Raw genomic sequence first — 16,798 nt, forward strand, 5'->3', positions numbered from 1 at the left:
GAAGGAGAATGTTCTGGGGGAAAAAGCGATTCAACCACTGTTTGGATCAATCACTATATTTGGACACACCATTTCGCGATCTATCATTTACTGTTTTTGATACAGAAACGACGGGTTTTTCGATTGGTGCCAAAGATCGAGTCATTGAAATAGGAGCTGTCCAAGTAGCTAATATGGAAGTAACAGACAAGACGTTTCAATCTTTTGTTAATCCGATGCGGAAAATTCCAGTTCATATTATAGAATTAACATCCATTGAACAACAACAAGTGAATGAAGCACCTTTAGCTCTTGAAGTGATTGAACAATACTTCCGTTTTATGGAGAATCATGATAGTAAGGGATGGGTGGGGCACTGTATTAGCTTCGATGTAATGGTTATAAAAAAAGAATTGAATCGTATGAAATATACGTTTCAACAACCACTAGCGCTTGATACGATTGACTTAATTCATCGTTTATTTCCTTCCTGGGATATGCGCGATCTTGAGGAGTATGCTGCTTCGTTTGGTACGAAGGTATTTACACGTCACAGAGCTCTCGGGGATGCATTAACAACGGCATATTTATTTGTGGAACTATTAAAGCGTTTCGAGGAAAAAGGAATGACGACATTAGGCGATTTAGTGAAGCTATCCAGTAGAAAAAAACGTCAAAACGCATTGCTATTTTGAGTAGAAAGAAGGCTTGCTTTGTCGAAGGACAAGCATAATGTATACTTACTTTTTCTTTAGAGAGGACTTACTTATCCATTACATAATAACAGAAAATCCAAAGGCCAGACTTATAAAAGTCCGGCCTTTGCTTAGGGTAGAGGCTTATTTTAGGTGATCTTCTAATCTCTGTTGCAGCTCCCGAAGCTGTTCTTTTTCAGCCTCTGTTGAATTAGCAAAGGCTGAAGAAAGTGCATTCTTGGCTACGTCCACCGCATTTTCATGACTTTCATGACGCTCAGACTGCAGAACATTCTCAACAAACTCACGCGCTTCTTGAAATAGTCTATTTGCCATTACAAGCCTCCATAAAATTGGTTTGACTTTTGACGTTGTTCGGCTTCTTCAAACGTAGAATGATAAGGAATCTTTTGAGCATGCAAGGCAACCGAGTCTTTACCCTGCTGAACAAATCGTTTCGATTTACTGCGTTTACCCATGCTTATCTCCTCCGATTGTGAGCGTTTGACACAAAAGTTACGGTGTCAAATATAGTTTGACCGTTTCGGTGGATTTTATAGAGGAAATAAAGGGTATTTAGGCAAGTTTAATATTGAATTTATCTTCCAGGAATACCGCAATACCGTCTTCTTCATTTGTTAAGGTAGTTATGTTTGCTAATGACTTAAGCTCGGAGATGGCATTGCCCATTGCGACACCAGTGCCTGCATAATCAATCATTTCTAAGTCATTATCTTCATCGCCAAAAGCGATAATTCGTTCTTTTGGTATATCTAAATAATTTGAAACTTTTTGAATACCGACTGCTTTATTCAACCCGCTTTTCACAATTTCAATAACATGAAAAGGAGCAGCCCAACTGCGGTGATCAATCACTTCGGCATGAACAGATGTTAAATGCTCACGAATTTCCGTAACTTGGTGTTCTTCAGCATGAATGAGCATACTTGTGGGAGATTGTTCTAAGAAGTTACGTAAATCGCCTGTTGTTACTTTTGGATTACCCATTTTCAAAAGGTCAATGAGCTTTTCATCATGATAATGAAAATATACGTCATCGCGAACTTCAGCGATAATATTATGATAGTCGAATTCGTCACATGCTTCGACGATATCCTTTGCCACGTTGATATCTAATGGTGAATGGTACATTCCCCAGCTTGTTTGTAATGGATGATGCACGAAAGCGCCATTAAAATTGACGATTGGTGTTGTTAATCCGAGTTGACGATAATACAATTCGCTGGCACGATATGGTCTTCCAGTGGCAATCATGATTTGATGACCATCTTCTTTGAGCTTTGTTAAAACTTGCTTTGTACGAGACGAAATTTGTTTGTCATTATTCAGTAATGTTCCGTCAAGATCTAACACGATTAAATGTTTATCAGCCATCAATGAGCACCTTCGTTTCTGTTTTGTATTTTTTGTACTTTCAGTATACTGTACGATAACCGAATTACTATGAAGTTTATGCAAATATTTGTAAAGTTTATTGTAATGCAAATTCAAATCTTTTTCATTGAATTTGCATTGATGTATGATGAAACCGATTGGAGTTTATTAATTTCCATACATGGAGGCGTTTCAAATTGATTACTATCAAGAATGAAAAAGTTGACAATATCCCAGTTTTACATATGAGCAAGGAAGAGTTGTTTGAAAAAAAGCAGCCGCTTATTTTCTTTATTCATGGTTTTATGAGTGCAAAGGAACATAATCTACATTATGCATACTTGCTAGCGGAAAAGGGGTTTCGCGTTATTTTACCGGATGTGATTCATCATGGTGAAAGAGAATCGGGATACAGTGAAAAAGAATTATCGTCCCGCTTTTGGAAAATGATTGTTCAGACGATTCATGAATTGAACATACTAAAGGAAGAACTTGTGTCTAGACATTTAGTTCAAGCGGACAAAATTGGAGTTGTCGGAACCTCAATGGGGGGCATTGTCACGAATGGGGCACTTGCTGCATATGACTGGATTTCTGCAGCTGTGAGTTTGATGGGCAACCCCGCCTATGTTAGGTTTGCTGAGTATCAAGTAGAGCAAATGAAAAAGATACTACCAGAATTGGATTTAAAGGAAAAGGATGTTCAAGAACAATTGGAATTGTTAAAGCCTTATGATTTAAGCTTAAATCCAGATAAGCTGCAAAACAGACCGCTTATGTTTTGGCATGGAGTAAAAGATCAAGTCGTGCCTTATAAGTTTGCTTATGATCTTTATCAGCATATTAAATCGAATTATGACAGCAAGCCGAATCATTTGATGTTTATTTTAGATGAAAAGGCTGGACATAAAGTGTCACGATCAGGAGTATTACAAACAGTGGAATGGTTCGATAAGCACTTGCAGCCAACGATACAAAAAGTTTAAGAATTTAGTGTAAATCTGTTATGATGCTCATGTGGAGATAATTTTTCCATATGAAAAAGGAGTGAACAACGTGGATCAAGATGTAAAAGATAGTATTATGGGAGCGTTAGAGCGCGTAATCGACCCAGAATTAGGGGTAGATATTGTGAATCTAGGGCTTGTATATGATGTTGATATGGATGAAGAAGGCTATACAACGATTACAATGACGCTAACGGCTATGGGCTGTCCGCTTGCTGGAGTTATTGTGGATCAAGTGAAATATGCACTTGAAGATCTGCCAGAAGTAAAAGAAACAGAAGTGAACATTGTTTGGACGCCAGCATGGACGAAAGATAAAATGTCTCGATATGCAAAAATTGCACTTGGCATTAAATAATGGAGAAAAGGTCAGATCATGATGATTTGGCCTTTTTTATTTGGGTATGCTAAGAAGGCGTATGAAACATACCCTTCCTATTAATAATTATGTTGGTAAAGAAAGAATGTTGAGGGAAATGTGAAAATAATTTGAACAACTTATCAAATTATAGATTTATTAATTAAGAAAAAGTTCAAAAAAGATGTGAGAAAAGTCACCGCTGAATATCTCTCGATTTGATAATGTGGCAGAGGGGTTAAGATTCTATATGTATGAATGCAGTCGAGATGAATGAATATGTCTCCATCTATTCACCTGTTTGTTTTTGCTGCTATAAGGGATTCCAAGGGGATGGGATTGTTACAAAAGAAGCTTGGGTTGAATAGTTTATACATCGATTCACTTACTGGGGGGTAGGTTGAATGGATGGTAACCATGAGATTATGGATGTAGTTCTTCTCGAAACTGCGTATATACTTTAATCCGATATCCATGAAAAAAGTCGGTTATTTAAACCGACTTTAATCAATTCTACAAATATCAATTGGACAGTTTTCACAGTCAATTTCAGTACGTAAAAAGTCTACATTGTGAATTGTAATAAATCCTTTGTCCAGTGAGATTACATTCTGTTTGCGTAAATCCGCTAACATCCGATTAATGACCTCACGGGATGTGCCGCAAAAATTTGCAAGTTCTTGATTGGTAAAGGCCATTGTAATGATCGTGCCATTCTCTGTTTCAACGCCGTAGCTATTCATGATTCGAATTAACGTGGAGTATAAAGCTCCTTTTTTGCCATGCAAGAGTAAGTCTCGAAACATCGTTTGAGTTTTGCGGTGTTGAGCGGATAACCAGGAGAGACAATCAATAGCGAGTTGACTATCTTTATAAATTTGTTGTTCGAACTGTTCTTTATTAATGAAGATTACTTCTCCACCTTCAATCATCTTAGCATTCATCATATGTTTAGGTAATTCAGAGAAAAGGATTGTTTCACCAATTAATTCATTACCCGAGCATAGTCGCAATGTTAGTTCACGTCCATCAGGGACGATTTTGCTAATTTGAACTTTCCCATTTAAAATATAAAATAATTCACTTGAGGGCGTACTTTCTTGAAAAAGATAGCGTCCTCTTTCTATATATTTTACAGGATAATTTTCAAGAACAAGTTCGTTTAATTTTTGGGGCAAGGAAGAATATTCCATGTTAAACCACCTTTATACTGCCTTCTTTACTATTCCTACCATTGATTTAAGCGGAAAAAAGATACATAGTCAACTACCTGTTATAATTTCTTCATTAAATTTATGTATTCGAAATCATTTATACAATTTTATAAAAATACATTTGATTTTATTTTTATTCAGTCATATAATAATAGAATCAAAGAATGACAGGGATTTATGAGTATAGGAGTTGATCTTTTTGAACGTGTCAATAGTAGGCGCCACTGGATACGGTGGTCTAGAGTTAATCCGGTTTTTAGGGAACCACCCTCATCTGGAAATTGCTTCATTGCATACTTCTTCCCAGTTTGGCCGAAATATATATGAAGAGAATGCACATTTAATGCATATGGATTATAAATTAGAAGAGATTGATGCCGAAGCGATTGCTAAAAAATCGGATATTGTATTTTTAGCAACTCCTTCTGGTGTATCGTCTAAATTAATTTCCGAATTTTGCGATTTGGATATAAAAGTAATCGATTTATCCGGTGATTTGAGGTTACAAACACCAGGAGAATATGCACAATGGTACAAGAAAGAACCGGCACCACAGCATATAATTGAAAAATCAGTATACGGTTTGGCTGAATGGAATAAAGAACAAATCGAGCAGGCAGATATCATTGCGAATCCAGGTTGTTATCCAACAGCGACGCTTTTAGGCTTAGCTCCTTTATTCACAGAAGGCTGGGCGACGGGTGAAGATGTAATTGTTGATGCTAAGTCCGGCGTATCTGGTGCTGGGAAGTCGCCAACAGCGGTAACACATTACAGCGAAATGAATGAGAATTTTAAAATTTATAAAGTAAATCAACATCAGCATATTCCGGAAGTCGAGCAGCAGCTTGGGCGTTGGTTTGCGGATATAAAGCCGATTACATTTAATACGCATCTTGTGCCAATGACGCGAGGAATTATGGCAACGATGTATGTGAAAGTGAATCGACAAACAACGAAAGCAGAAGTGAGAGACCTATTTGAAACGGTGTATGCAAATCATCCATTTGTACGAATCCAGCCGTTAGGTCAATTCCCTTCAACGAAACAAGTATACGGTTCTAATTTCTGTGATATTGGTGTCGATTATGATGAGAGAACCGGCAGAGTGACGATTGTCTCTGTAATCGATAATTTAGTAAAAGGTGCTGCAGGTCAGGCCATTCAAAATGCAAATATTTTAATGGGATTAAAAGAAACAGCGGGATTATGGAGTGCTCCATTATATCCGTAATAATTTCGGAGGAAAACAATGAAAACATTACAACCAGTTGAAGTAGTAAAACAAGTAAATGAAGGAAATATTTTAACGCCTAAAGGGTTTAAAGCGGACGGTGCTCATGCGGGATTACGTTATGAGAAGAAGGATGTCGGTGTGATTTATACAGAAACACCAGCCTCAAGCGCAGCTGTGTACACAAAAAATATTGTTCAAGCAGCTCCAATTGCGGTAACGAAAGATAGTATTTCTCAAGAAGGAAAGCTTCATGGAATTATCGTAAACAGTGCTTGTGCCAATGCTTGTACTGGAGAGCAAGGGTTAAAGGATGCTTATGAAATGAGAAAGCTTGCAGCTGAAAAATTTGGTGTATCTGAGCATTTATTTGCAGTTGCTTCAACTGGAGTTATTGGTGAATTATTAGATATGGAAAAAATAGCGAATGGCATTCAAGCGTTGAATCCAACAACGGAGCGCGTATCAGCAGAGAGCTTTGAAACAGCTATTTTAACAACGGACTTAGTATCGAAGCATTGCGGATATGAGGCAATCATTGATGGCAAAAAAGTATCGATGGGCGGAGCGGCTAAAGGATCGGGAATGATTCATCCGAATATGGCTACAATGCTAGGGTTCATTACAACGGATGCGGTGATTGAATCAGCAGATTTACATGCAGCGTTACGAGAAGTAACGAATGATACATTCAATCAAATTACAGTAGATGGCGATTGTTCAACAAATGATATGGTTCTTGTTTTAGCTAATGGAGAGGCTGGAAATGAGCCATTATCGAGCACACATCCTGAATGGCCTGTATTTATCGAAATGTTAAAACAAACGGCGGAAACATTAGCGAAGAAGATTGCTAAAGACGGTGAAGGTGCGACAAAGTTAATCGAAGTAAACGTTCATGGAATGAAAACGAAACCGGAAGCACAAATGATGGGAAAAACGATTGTTGGTTCGAATTTAGTGAAGACGGCTGCTTACGGTGCTGATGCAAACTGGGGCCGAATTATTGCGGCTATGGGACGCAGCGGTGTGACATTTAATCCAAGTGAAGCAACGATTGCTTTTGGTGACATTGTTGTGCTAAAAGACGGGGAACCAGTTGCATTTTCAGAAGAAGAGGCAAAAGTGTATCTAGAGCAAGATAGTTTTACGATTAATGTGTATTTAAAAGAAGGAACAGCATCAGGAACGGCATGGGGCTGTGACTTAACATATGAATATGTGAAAATTAATGGAAGTTATCGATCATAAGGAGTGTCTGAAGAATGAGCGTGTTGGTCATAAAATGCGGCGGAAGCATTATTGATGAGTTATCGGAATCTTTTTTTACAAGTGTAAAAAAACTACAAAGTGAAGGGTATCAAATTGTCTTTGTTCATGGTGGTGGACCAGATATTAATTCGATGCTTGAAAAGTGTGAGATTGAACCAGTTTTCGAAAAAGGCTTGCGAAAAACAACTGATGAAGTATTAGAAATCGTTGAGCTTATGCTAGCTGGTAAGTCTAATAGAATACTAGTTCATAAACTTGAACAGCATGGAATTAAGGCGGTCGGCTTAAATGGTTCTGATTCAGGAATGCTGACTGGCAACTTTATTGATCAAGCCGCTCTAGGCGCTGTAGGAGAAATTGAACACGTAAATCCAGAATTAATGGAAATGCTATTTGAAAAAGGGTTTTGCCCAGTCGTAACACCGATTTCAACAACAACAAGCGGACAAAAACTAAATGTCAATGCAGATATGGCCGCTGGTGCAGTAGCTAAGGCATTAAATGCTGAGATGTGTTTATTCGTAACAGACGTAAAAGGTGTTCTGAAAGACGGGCAAGTTATTGAAGAGTTAACAGAAGATGAAACGAATGCTTTAATCGAGGATGGAAGTATTTATGGCGGGATGATTCCGAAAGTAAATACAGCATTATCGGTTTTAAATAAAGGAATTAAAGAAGTGATGATTGTGAGCGGAAAAGAAGCTTTCTATGAACACAATCAATTCATTGGAACGAAATTTAGTCAAAAAGAGAGGGTACAAAAGTGAGCTCATTATTTCCAACTTATGCAAGATGGGGGATTGAACCAGAAAAGGCAAAAGGTTCTTGGTTGATCAGTACAGAAGGAACACAATATTTAGATTTTACATCTGGAATCGCCGTTTTAAACCTTGGCCATGGTCATGAAAAAGTAAAAAGTGCTGTAGCGAATCAATTGGAGAAATATTGGCATGTTTCCAATATGTTTAAAAGCTCTGCACAAGAACGTACAGCAAAAGTGTTAACAGATGTAACGGGACTTGGACGTGTATTCTTTTCAAACAGCGGAGCAGAAGCAAATGAAGGAGCGATTAAACTAGCTCGTAAAGCGACAGGCAAATCAAAAGTAGTCACTTGCTTGCAGTCTTTCCACGGACGCACCTTTGCCACAATGGCTGCGACAGGACAGGAGAAGGTTCGAGTAGGTTTTGGTGAAATGTTATCAACATTTGATTATGTTCCTTACAATGATTGCGAAGCATTAGCGAAGGCTGTGGACAGTGAAACAGCGGCTGTTATGCTTGAAGTCGTTCAAGGTGAAGGTGGTATCCACGTTGTAGAGCAAGCATTTTTAGATGCTATTAAAGAACAATGTGAAAAGCATGGAGCCCTTCTCATTATTGATGAAATTCAAACAGGAATTGGCCGAACTGGAAAACCGTTTGCATTCCAGCATTTCGATGTGAAGCCTGATATTATCACAGCAGCAAAAGGACTAGGAAATGGTCTCCCAATTGGAGCGGTAATCGGAAAAGAAGAGTTGGCGGAATACTTTGGACCAGGTAGTCACGGTTCTACATTTGGTGGAAATCCAGTTTGTATCGCTGCTGCGGAAGCTGTAGTAAATGAAATTTTCACACTAGAATTTTTACAAGAGACGAATGAGAAAGCACACTATTTAATGAGTGAGTTAACAAAAGGACTGCAAGGCAACAAGCAAGTTGTGGAAGTACGCGGACTTGGAATGCTGATCGGCATTGAGCTAACACACGAAGCACAGTCTACGTTAGAAGCATTGCAGCAAGACGGATTGCTTGTGTTGACTGCGGGACCTAATGTTCTTCGCTTATTGCCAGCTTTAACAGTAAGCAAAGAAGAGATCGACTTAGCTGTAGAGAAAATCAGCAAAGTATTGTCAGTATAAGAAACATTCGAAATTATATGAATTTTTATAGATAAAAATGAATAAAAATGCTATTCTGTATATAAATATGCATCATCTATAGAGGTGAAAAGATGAAAAACTATCTTCATTTAGCAAATGGCTCCACCTTTGAAGGTGAGCTACTAACAAAATCTAATACAAAAGCAATCACAGGTGAGATTGTCTTTTTTACAGGTATGACAGGTTATCAAGAAGTATTAACCGATCCTTCTTATAAGGACCAAATTATTGTATTTACGTACCCATTAGTCGGAAACTATGGGATTAATAAATATGATTTTGAAAGCAAAAAGCCGCATGTGGCAGGAGTTATTGTATATGAAGGCAATATGCATTACTCTCATTATCAAGCGGAGTATTCATTGAAAGAGTACTTAGATAAATGGAATATTCCACTTCTAAGTCATGTGGATACAAGAGCGGTCGTTAAAAATATTCGTAAAGAAGGATCGATGGAAGCAGCCATCACCTCTGAAGCAGAGTATACATTTGAGTCATGTACAACAAATCTTGATGCATATGTAGCAGAAGTATCAACAAAAGAAATCGTTAGCTATGGAAATGGCGAAAAGCATGTGGTCATGATGGACTTCGGCTATAAAAAATCGATTTTAGATTCATTACTTAATCAAGGCTGCCGCGTGACAGTTGTTCCGTTTGATACAACATATGAACAAGTAAAAGGGTTAAACCCAGACGGTATTTTATTATCGAATGGTCCTGGAAATCCGAAACAGTTAACTCACTTACTAGGGAATATTAAGAAAGTGATTTCGAGCTATCCAACATTGGGAATTTGTCTCGGTCATCAATTAACATCCTTAGCTTTTGGCGGAGATACAAAGAAAATGCTATTCGGACATCGTGGTGCGAATCAACCGGTTGTAGATTTACAAACGAACCGAGTGTATATGAGTTCACAAAATCATAGCTATGAAGTGGATGAAGTGAGCCTTGAAGAAACATCGCTGCAAGTTCGTTTTAAAAATGTAAACGACGGAACGGTAGAAGGCGTTATGCATAAAGAACTTCCAATCTTTACGACTCAATTCCATCCAGAAGCAAACCCAGGACCGGCTGAAAGCTCTGTACATTTTAATGAATTTTTGCAACTAATCAATGAATATAGCGGGAGAGAGAAAGTATATGCCTAAAGACAACACGATACAAACGATTTTAGTCATCGGTTCAGGGCCAATTGTCATTGGGCAAGCTGCAGAATTTGATTATGCAGGTACTCAAGCTTGTCTAGCCCTGAAAGAAGAAGGATACAAAGTTATTCTTGTTAATAATAATCCAGCAACAATTATGACAGATGAAATTAATGCAGATGCTGTTTATTTTGAACCACTGACAGTTGACACATTAGAGAAGATTATCGCAAAGGAAAAGCCGGACGGTCTGCTTGCCACACTCGGTGGTCAAACAGGTTTGAATTTAGCTTATCAATTAGATGAAGCGGGCATTTTAGAAAAATATAATGTGAGATTACTTGGAACGCCGATTGATTCTATCAAAAAAGGGGAAGACCGTGAATTATTCCGTCAATTGATGTTTGAAATCAATGAGCCTGTTCCAGATAGCACCATTGTTCACACGATGGAAGAAGCGATTGCTTTTGCTGAAGAAATTGGTTTTCCGATTATTGTTCGTCCTGCTTATACACTTGGCGGGTCAGGCGGCGGAATTTCCGATAATATGGATGCATTTAAAGAGCTTGTTCGCGGCGGTTTACAAGAAAGCCCAATTACGCAATGTTTAATTGAAAAAAGCATTGCTGGATATAAAGAAGTAGAATATGAAGTAATGCGTGATGGAAACAATACATGTATTACAATTTGTAATATGGAAAACATCGACCCTGTCGGCATTCATACAGGAGATTCGATTGTTGTGGCACCTTCACAAACTCTTTCGGATGATGAGTTTCAAATGTTGCGATTGGCTTCTATTAAAATTATTTCGGCTCTTGGGATTATCGGCGGCTGTAACATTCAGTTTGCGCTTGATCCAAACAGCAAACAATATTATTTAATCGAAGTGAATCCACGAGTTAGCCGTTCGTCAGCACTTGCTTCTAAAGCGACAGGCTATCCAATTGCTAGAATCGCAGCAAAACTTGCGGTAGGCTATAACTTAAATGAGCTAATCAACCCAGTTACAAAGAGCACGTACTCAAGCTTTGAGCCGGCTCTTGATTATGTCGCTGTGAAATTCCCGCGCTGGCCGTTTGATAAATTTGTAACAGCGGAGCGTAAACTAGGTACTCAAATGAAAGCAACTGGAGAAGTTATGGCATTGCATCGTAACTTTGAAGGCGGCGTTCAAAAGGCAGTTGATTCTCTAGAGTTAAAAACATTAGGTCTACAACTGAAATCCCTTGCTGATGTACCAGTATCAGAGCTATGGGAAAAACTCGCTGAGAAATCAGACGAACGAATTTTTGTTATTTTTGAGATGCTTAGAAAAGGTGTCACAATGGAAGAAATTCATGAAGCAACGAAGATTGATTATTTCTTCTTACACTCCTTTGCATCGTTAATTGCAACTGAAAAACAAATTAGCGCTCAGTCACTGCAAGATGTGACGAAGGCTGAGATGCAAGTGTATAAAGAAAAAGGGTTCTCTGACCGTTACCTTGCCTCTGTATGGAATATGTCCGAACAAGAAGTGAGAGCGTATCGTAAAGAACTTGGTGTAACAGCCGTTTATAAAACAGTTGATACATGTGCAGCGGAATTTGAATCACATACCAATTATCATTATTCTACTTATTTCGGTGAAAATGAACAGGTGAAAACGGATAAGAAAAAAGTGTTAATGATCGGCAGCGGTCCAATTCGTATTGGGCAAGGAATTGAATTCGATTATTGTTCGGTTCATGGGGTATATGCACTTCAAAGTGAAGATGTTGAAACAATTATGATTAATAATAACCCTGAAACAGTAAGTACGGACTTTGCTACAGCAGATCGTTTATACTTTGAGCCTTTAACGCTGGAATATGTCATGAATGTCATTGAAGCAGAAGGTATTGAGGATGTTATTGTTCAATTCGGCGGTCAAACTGCGATTAATTTAGCTCAAGGGCTTGAAGAATACGGCGTGAACCTGCTTGGTACATCGTTTGATACGTTGGATCAATTAGAAGACCGCGATCGTTTCTATCAATTGCTTCAAAAGCTAGATATTCCTCACGTTCCTGGTACGATGGCCAACAACGTTGATGAATTAATCGAAAGCGCTCTAGAAATTGGTTTCCCAGTTTTATTAAGACCATCTTACGTAATCGGTGGTCAAGGAATGGAAATCATTCGTTCAAAAGAAAGCTTATTGAATCGCATTGAGAACGGTGTGGCTCTTGTTTATCCTGTGTTAATTGATTCTTATATTCCTGCGAAAGAAGCGGAAATTGATTTAATTGCAGATGGATCTGATATTTATGTGCCAATCGTTGCGGAGCATGTAGAAAAAGCCGGTGTCCATTCAGGAGACAGTATGGCGTTCTTACCAGCTCAAACATTATCACAAGCTACGAAAGAAAAAATGGTCGATTATGCAAAGCGTATCGTGAATGAGCTTAGCTATAATGGGTTAATGAACATTCAGTTTGTGATTGATGGGGAGAAGGTATACGTACTGGAAGTAAATCCACGTGCAAGCCGGACTATTCCAATCATCAGCAAAGTGACAGGTGTTTCATTAGTTCAAGTAGCAACGAAAGTATTGCTTGGTACGTATAAGCTTTCAGATGTATTTGAGAAAACAGGATTAATGGAAGACATTCCGTATTCTGTTGTGAAATATCCAGTATTCTCAACGTTTGCTTTAAGCGGCTTAGATTCAAAAGTAGGACCAGAAATGAAGTCCACTGGTGAAGGAATCGCGATTGCAAGCTCGATGCCAGAATCTTTAACGAAAGTATTCCACGCTCAAAAGGCGAAGCATAAAACAGGTGTATTCCAAGCAGCATCGGCACAATTAAGCCAAGAGCTAATTGATGCGACGGTAAAAGCTGGTCTTAAGATTACCGATGCAGACTTTGAAGCATGGATCAAAGAGGACGAAGCTGGAGTCGTATTAGCATACGGATCAACAGAAGAAGATAAAAAGATGCGATTAATGGCAGCGAAATATCGCTTGCTTGCTTTTACTCAAGAAGAAACATACAAAGCGTATCTTCAATCATTAACGAATTTAGACTTTGATGTTACACCACTTCAAGAATGGCTGAAAAAGGAAGGGGTATCACACGTATGAACACGCTAGAAATTAATAAAGAAGCAAAAATTATTGATGGCAAAGATTTTTTAGCGATTGCTGATGTATCTTCATCAACAATTTCTGGGCTATTACAATTAGCACAAGACATTAAGGCGAAATTACAAGCTGGTGAAGAATACGCGCCATTAAAAGGGAAAACACTTGGTATGATCTTCGAGAAATCTTCCACGCGTACACGGGTTTCTTTCGAAGTAGGGATGTTGCAATTAGGCGGTCATGCTCTATTCTTAAGCAGCAATGACATTCAAATTGGCCGTGGTGAAACGATTTCTGATACAGCAAAAGTTCTTTCACAATATGTAGATGGCATCATGATTCGTACATTTGAACATGAGAAAATCGAAGAGCTAGCTGGGGCAGCTACAATTCCGGTTATTAACGGTCTTACAGATTTGGCTCATCCATGCCAAGTGCTTGCTGACTTGTTAACGATTGTAGAACTTAAAGGTGAGTTAAAAGGCTTAAAAATGAGCTATATTGGGGACGGAAACAATATGGCCCATTCCTTAATGGTTGCTTGTGCAAAAATGGGCATGGATTTCTCAATCGGCTGTCCAGACGGCTATAAACCAGATGAGAAAATTGTCGCTCTTGCTCAAAAAGAAGCAGCAGCTAATGGCTGTCAAATCGTTGTGACAAGCTCAGCGGAAGAAGCAATCCAAGATGCAGATATTATCTACTCTGATGTTTGGACTTCTATGGGGCAAGAAAAAGAAAACAGCATTCGCTTAGAAGCATTCAAAGACTATCAAATTAATGCAGAATTAGTGAAACATGCAAAACCAGATTACTTATTCATGCACTGCTTACCGGCACACCGCGAGGAAGAAGTAACAACAGAGGTGATTGATGGACCAAACTCTGTTATCTTCCACCAAGCTGGAAACCGACTTCATGCACAAAAAGCGGTACTTGTTGATTTAATGTCTAAATAAAGTAGAAGCTGCTCATTCGGAGCAGCTTCTTTTTGTGCGACGGAATCTCGCCAAATTTGGTGATAATCTGGCCAATTCATGCAATAATCTCGCCAATTACTCTGATATGCTCCTTACATTTATTTTCTTTGTTATATATCCGAAGAAAGTTGTCATAAATAGGACGCCTACAACCATAATAATTAAGCTGCTCGTTAAATAAGACGGATTCATACTTAATAAAACGTCGTTTCTAAACCAAGATTGGAACGGCAGCCCTAAGCCAAGTAAAACACTAAAGAACAATACTTTAGTCTTCCAGCCTTTCCCTTTCATCTTTTTAATTGAGCTGTTAACGAACAAACGTAACAATCCTAAACCTGTACCAACTGCAAAGAAGATTAGTAAAAACACTTTAACATCTTCATTTAGTATAAACGTTTTGGCAATCATTCCAACAGCGATTAAAAACGTTATCATCATAATCATATTCGACTTTTTCATTTGAATCACCTTCCGTTTGATTGTACGCCATTCAACACAGTGTTGAATGCTATGCTTTTAGTTTATTTTATTGATAGAATGAAGGCAATAAACAAAAAATGTGTAACTGTTCATTAGTACGGAGGAAGTAGCATGAAGTCAATTTACGATGAAATGATTGAAAAGACGAAAGAGAAAATTCAAAAAAGCTTTTTGCAGTTACTAAAGGAAAAGCATTTCATGAAAGTATCTGTTCGAGACATTACAACAGCTGCAGCGATTAACAGGGGAACTTTTTACTTACATTATCAGGACAAATATGATCTTCTTAACCAAATGGAGGAAAACTTACTAGGGGGACTTGAATTACATTTACAGCGTCTAAAACCAGATATCTTGCTGCAACAAGCAGAAAAAGGACAAATTTCTATGCTTGCTGTTGAAGTATTCCGCTATATTCAAATTAATGTAGAACTTTTTCAAGTGTTTTTAGGGGAAAATAATCACTTTGGCTTTCATAAAAGGCTTAAACAATTTTTCGTTCATCACTTTGGTGAAAAAATGATGCAAAACGAGGCGTTTTTCCGGGACTTGGCTATTCCAAATGAGTATTTGTCTTCATTTGCTACCTCAGCTTTTTTAGGATTGATTGAGCAATGGCTTCATAATAACTTAGCCGAATCGCCTGAGGAAATGGCCGATATGTATATTCAGATTATCTTTTTTATAAGGAGATTGTAATTAAGTTGGTTAAATGAGAGCGGTTGAAGGTATTATTCGATATATTAAAAAAATAACCTCGAAGATGAGGTTATTTTTTATTTGCTTGACGTCCGCTTTTTTTCTGACTTTGTGAACTTGTGTTTCCAATTTGATATTCACTGCCTAGTTCAACATCATTTCTTTTATCATGTTTTTCGATTTGCTCTCTCGTTTGATTGCTATTTTGCACACCTTGTTGTTTAGACATTGCTTATTTCATCTCACTTTCAAATAATATCGTTTTTAATATGCTCAAGTATTAGAAAGAAATTCACAACAAATATAACTAAATAACAACCTGTGTAAGTAACTTTAAAAACGTAGGAAATTAATGGCTTTAAATTAGGTTAAGAGGGTGGGATTGTTAAATTTAGTGTCAAACTAATATAAAGGGGAAGTTGACAGATACTAAATATTAAATCTCTTTATCAACGAAGTAAAGTGGGAGAAAATAATGAGTATTGAAATGAAAAAAGAGCATCTCATCCAGTACGGGTTAAAAGTGTTTGAAGAAATTGGAGCTAATGAAATTTGCAGCGTCTGTATTAGAAGTGGAAATTCCTGCTGTCGGGGATGTGAATTTTTAAAGGATGGGGAAGGTTGTCAGAAGCGGAACATTTCTTGTATCGCATGGTTATGCGGTTTGCAAAAACATTATTTTGAAGAAGTTGATTTATTGGATGATTGGGAAAGATTGTGGGTGAAAGTTCCAGGTAAATTACACCGTAGGGATGTAACTCCTGATATTGTGAAGGTGAATACTCTGCTCAAAGTTAAACACATTAACAAAAACTCTGGAAAGTTAATAGCTGATAAATTCAATAATTTTATAGAAAATGGGGGGAACTTAGAAAAATTAGAGGAACGTTTACAACATGATTTTGTTATGGGAAAACTATAAACAATCTATTGTTTGTAATGTTTTGTTATAAATTGCAAGTGATCATATTAGGATGAAAGGCTGTTGTAACAGCCTTTCTTATTTGTTAAAGATGAAGGAACTCACATGTCGTAAAAAGTAACCGATTATTCGGATGCATACTTAATTATGCCATGTAAATAAACGGAGTATTCTCGCTGTATACATTCTCTTAACTTGATTTTTCCCTCGCTTGCTAATTCCCCAAGCAATTCTTCAATCTTTTTTTCATCTTCTTTTGTAGCCTTTGGAATCTCTGTTGCAAAAAAATTACCTCGACTGGAATTACGTAAAGCTTTTAATAAATCAACTTTATTCATTTGGGTTCATCCCCTTTATTTAATTAATTTCGACATAA

19 protein-coding genes are annotated in these 16,798 nt (G+C 37.7%); 12 read left to right on the forward strand and 7 right to left on the reverse strand.

The window, feature by feature from the left end; genetic code table 11:
* The first annotated feature begins 8 nt into the window (after positions 1–8).
* Positions 9–674: a 3'-5' exonuclease gene (locus BAOM_RS04970; RefSeq protein ID WP_127759312.1), complete on the forward strand. Its 666-nt coding sequence runs from the start codon at positions 9–11 to the stop codon at positions 672–674.
* 144 nt (positions 675–818) lie between these two features.
* Here BAOM_RS04970 and BAOM_RS04975 read toward each other — a convergent pair whose 3' ends face one another.
* From BAOM_RS04975 to BAOM_RS04980, 3 genes are all read right to left on the reverse strand, one after another.
* On the reverse strand, positions 819–1,010 hold the full coding sequence (locus BAOM_RS04975; protein ID WP_127759313.1) for a DUF3813 domain-containing protein: 192 nt from the start codon (positions 1,008–1,010) through the stop codon (positions 819–821).
* The gene (locus BAOM_RS24175; protein ID WP_164853128.1) at positions 1,010–1,153 is read right to left on the reverse strand and encodes a hypothetical protein; all 144 of its coding nucleotides are present in this window, start codon (positions 1,151–1,153) and stop codon (positions 1,010–1,012) included. Before BAOM_RS24175 ends, BAOM_RS04975 begins: the two co-directional genes overlap by 1 nt.
* Before the next feature lie 97 nt (positions 1,154–1,250).
* A complete protein-coding gene (locus BAOM_RS04980; protein WP_127759314.1) occupies positions 1,251–2,069 on the reverse strand; it encodes a Cof-type HAD-IIB family hydrolase in 819 nt (272 codons plus the stop codon).
* A 197-nt stretch (positions 2,070–2,266) separates the two neighbouring features.
* Here BAOM_RS04980 and BAOM_RS04985 point away from each other — a divergent pair, with 197 nt between their 5' ends.
* Together BAOM_RS04985 and BAOM_RS04990 are read left to right on the forward strand one after the other, a co-directional pair.
* On the forward strand, positions 2,267–3,055 hold the full coding sequence (locus BAOM_RS04985; protein ID WP_127759315.1) for an alpha/beta fold hydrolase: 789 nt from the start codon (positions 2,267–2,269) through the stop codon (positions 3,053–3,055).
* A 97-nt stretch (positions 3,056–3,152) separates the two neighbouring features.
* Entirely contained in the window at positions 3,153–3,434 is a 282-nt protein-coding gene (locus BAOM_RS04990) for a metal-sulfur cluster assembly factor (RefSeq protein ID WP_373995333.1), read from the forward strand.
* Between the two features lie 503 nt (positions 3,435–3,937).
* Here BAOM_RS04990 and BAOM_RS04995 read toward each other — a convergent pair.
* Entirely contained in the window at positions 3,938–4,627 is a 690-nt protein-coding gene (locus BAOM_RS04995) for a Crp/Fnr family transcriptional regulator (RefSeq protein ID WP_127759316.1), read from the reverse strand.
* Positions 4,628–4,847: 220 nt separating this feature from the next.
* Between BAOM_RS04995 and argC the strand changes: the two genes are divergently transcribed.
* From argC to argF, 7 genes are all read left to right on the forward strand, one after another.
* On the forward strand, positions 4,848–5,882 hold the full coding sequence (argC, locus tag BAOM_RS05000) for an N-acetyl-gamma-glutamyl-phosphate reductase (RefSeq protein ID WP_127759317.1): 1,035 nt from the start codon (positions 4,848–4,850) through the stop codon (positions 5,880–5,882).
* An 18-nt stretch (positions 5,883–5,900) separates the two neighbouring features.
* Complete coding sequence (argJ, locus tag BAOM_RS05005; protein WP_127759318.1) at positions 5,901–7,133, forward strand: bifunctional ornithine acetyltransferase/N-acetylglutamate synthase; 1,233 nt, start codon at positions 5,901–5,903, stop codon at positions 7,131–7,133.
* Between the two features lie 14 nt (positions 7,134–7,147).
* Positions 7,148–7,921 (forward strand): acetylglutamate kinase, encoded by a 774-nt coding sequence (argB, locus tag BAOM_RS05010; protein ID WP_127759319.1) that lies wholly within the window; start codon positions 7,148–7,150, stop codon positions 7,919–7,921.
* Positions 7,918–9,057, forward strand: a complete 1,140-nt coding sequence (locus BAOM_RS05015) for an acetylornithine transaminase (protein ID WP_127759320.1) — start codon at positions 7,918–7,920, stop codon at positions 9,055–9,057. The genes argB and BAOM_RS05015 overlap by 4 nt, the downstream gene beginning before the upstream one ends.
* 92 nt (positions 9,058–9,149) lie before the next feature.
* Complete coding sequence (locus BAOM_RS05020) at positions 9,150–10,232, forward strand: carbamoyl phosphate synthase small subunit (protein WP_127759321.1); 1,083 nt, start codon at positions 9,150–9,152, stop codon at positions 10,230–10,232.
* Positions 10,225–13,338 carry a carbamoyl-phosphate synthase (glutamine-hydrolyzing) large subunit gene (locus BAOM_RS05025; RefSeq protein WP_127759322.1) on the forward strand — a complete coding sequence of 1,038 codons (3,114 nt, stop codon included), beginning with the start codon at positions 10,225–10,227 and terminating at the stop codon, positions 13,336–13,338. The genes BAOM_RS05020 and BAOM_RS05025 overlap by 8 nt, the downstream gene beginning before the upstream one ends.
* Positions 13,335–14,297, forward strand: a complete 963-nt coding sequence (gene argF / locus BAOM_RS05030) for an ornithine carbamoyltransferase (RefSeq protein ID WP_127759323.1) — start codon at positions 13,335–13,337, stop codon at positions 14,295–14,297. Before BAOM_RS05025 ends, argF begins: the two co-directional genes overlap by 4 nt.
* Positions 14,298–14,393: 96 nt before the next feature.
* Here the strand turns inward: argF and BAOM_RS05035 are convergent, their stop codons facing one another.
* Entirely contained in the window at positions 14,394–14,780 is a 387-nt protein-coding gene (locus tag BAOM_RS05035; protein ID WP_127759324.1) for an MFS transporter permease, read from the reverse strand.
* A gap of 132 nt (positions 14,781–14,912) precedes the next feature.
* On the opposite strand from BAOM_RS05035, the gene BAOM_RS05040 reads away from it, so the two are divergent.
* Positions 14,913–15,500: a TetR/AcrR family transcriptional regulator gene (locus tag BAOM_RS05040; protein WP_127759325.1), complete on the forward strand. Its 588-nt coding sequence runs from the start codon at positions 14,913–14,915 to the stop codon at positions 15,498–15,500.
* A 70-nt stretch (positions 15,501–15,570) separates the two neighbouring features.
* Here the strand turns inward: BAOM_RS05040 and BAOM_RS24180 are convergent, their stop codons facing one another.
* Positions 15,571–15,729 carry a hypothetical protein gene (locus tag BAOM_RS24180; protein WP_164853129.1) on the reverse strand — a complete coding sequence of 53 codons (159 nt, stop codon included), beginning with the start codon at positions 15,727–15,729 and terminating at the stop codon, positions 15,571–15,573.
* Between the two features lie 246 nt (positions 15,730–15,975).
* Between BAOM_RS24180 and BAOM_RS05045 the strand changes: the two genes are divergently transcribed.
* Positions 15,976–16,422 (forward strand): DNA mismatch repair protein, encoded by a 447-nt coding sequence (locus BAOM_RS05045; RefSeq protein ID WP_127759326.1) that lies wholly within the window; start codon positions 15,976–15,978, stop codon positions 16,420–16,422.
* 125 nt (positions 16,423–16,547) lie between these two features.
* Here BAOM_RS05045 and BAOM_RS05050 read toward each other — a convergent pair whose 3' ends face one another.
* Positions 16,548–16,760: a hypothetical protein gene (locus tag BAOM_RS05050; RefSeq protein WP_127759327.1), complete on the reverse strand. Its 213-nt coding sequence runs from the start codon at positions 16,758–16,760 to the stop codon at positions 16,548–16,550.
* Between the last annotated feature and the right edge of the window lie 38 nt (positions 16,761–16,798).

The organism is Peribacillus asahii (genome assembly GCF_004006295.1).
In the GTDB taxonomy this organism is placed as follows: domain Bacteria; phylum Bacillota; class Bacilli; order Bacillales; family DSM-1321; genus Peribacillus; species Peribacillus asahii_A.

Excerpts from the sequence above, each read along its gene's own strand:
- BAOM_RS05035 (WP_127759324.1), bottom strand. The coding sequence starts at position 14,780 with ATGAAAAAGTCGAATATGATTATGATGATAACGTTTTTAATCGCTGTT.
- BAOM_RS05025 (WP_127759322.1), top strand. The coding sequence starts at position 10,225 with ATGCCTAAAGACAACACGATACAAACGATTTTAGTCATCGGTTCAGGG.
- BAOM_RS24180 (WP_164853129.1), bottom strand. The coding sequence starts at position 15,729 with ATGTCTAAACAACAAGGTGTGCAAAATAGCAATCAAACGAGAGAGCAA.
- BAOM_RS04990 (WP_373995333.1), top strand. The coding sequence starts at position 3,153 with ATGGGAGCGTTAGAGCGCGTAATCGACCCAGAATTAGGGGTAGATATT.
- BAOM_RS24175 (WP_164853128.1), bottom strand. The coding sequence starts at position 1,153 with ATGGGTAAACGCAGTAAATCGAAACGATTTGTTCAGCAGGGTAAAGAC.
- BAOM_RS05020 (WP_127759321.1), top strand. The coding sequence starts at position 9,150 with ATGAAAAACTATCTTCATTTAGCAAATGGCTCCACCTTTGAAGGTGAG.
- BAOM_RS04970 (WP_127759312.1), top strand. The coding sequence starts at position 9 with ATGTTCTGGGGGAAAAAGCGATTCAACCACTGTTTGGATCAATCACTA.
- argF (WP_127759323.1), top strand. The coding sequence starts at position 13,335 with ATGAACACGCTAGAAATTAATAAAGAAGCAAAAATTATTGATGGCAAA.
- BAOM_RS04975 (WP_127759313.1), bottom strand. The coding sequence starts at position 1,010 with ATGGCAAATAGACTATTTCAAGAAGCGCGTGAGTTTGTTGAGAATGTT.
- BAOM_RS05050 (WP_127759327.1), bottom strand. The coding sequence starts at position 16,760 with ATGAATAAAGTTGATTTATTAAAAGCTTTACGTAATTCCAGTCGAGGT.
- argJ (WP_127759318.1), top strand. The coding sequence starts at position 5,901 with ATGAAAACATTACAACCAGTTGAAGTAGTAAAACAAGTAAATGAAGGA.
- argB (WP_127759319.1), top strand. The coding sequence starts at position 7,148 with ATGAGCGTGTTGGTCATAAAATGCGGCGGAAGCATTATTGATGAGTTA.
- BAOM_RS05040 (WP_127759325.1), top strand. The coding sequence starts at position 14,913 with ATGAAGTCAATTTACGATGAAATGATTGAAAAGACGAAAGAGAAAATT.
- BAOM_RS04980 (WP_127759314.1), bottom strand. The coding sequence starts at position 2,069 with ATGGCTGATAAACATTTAATCGTGTTAGATCTTGACGGAACATTACTG.
- BAOM_RS04995 (WP_127759316.1), bottom strand. The coding sequence starts at position 4,627 with ATGGAATATTCTTCCTTGCCCCAAAAATTAAACGAACTTGTTCTTGAA.
- BAOM_RS05045 (WP_127759326.1), top strand. The coding sequence starts at position 15,976 with ATGAGTATTGAAATGAAAAAAGAGCATCTCATCCAGTACGGGTTAAAA.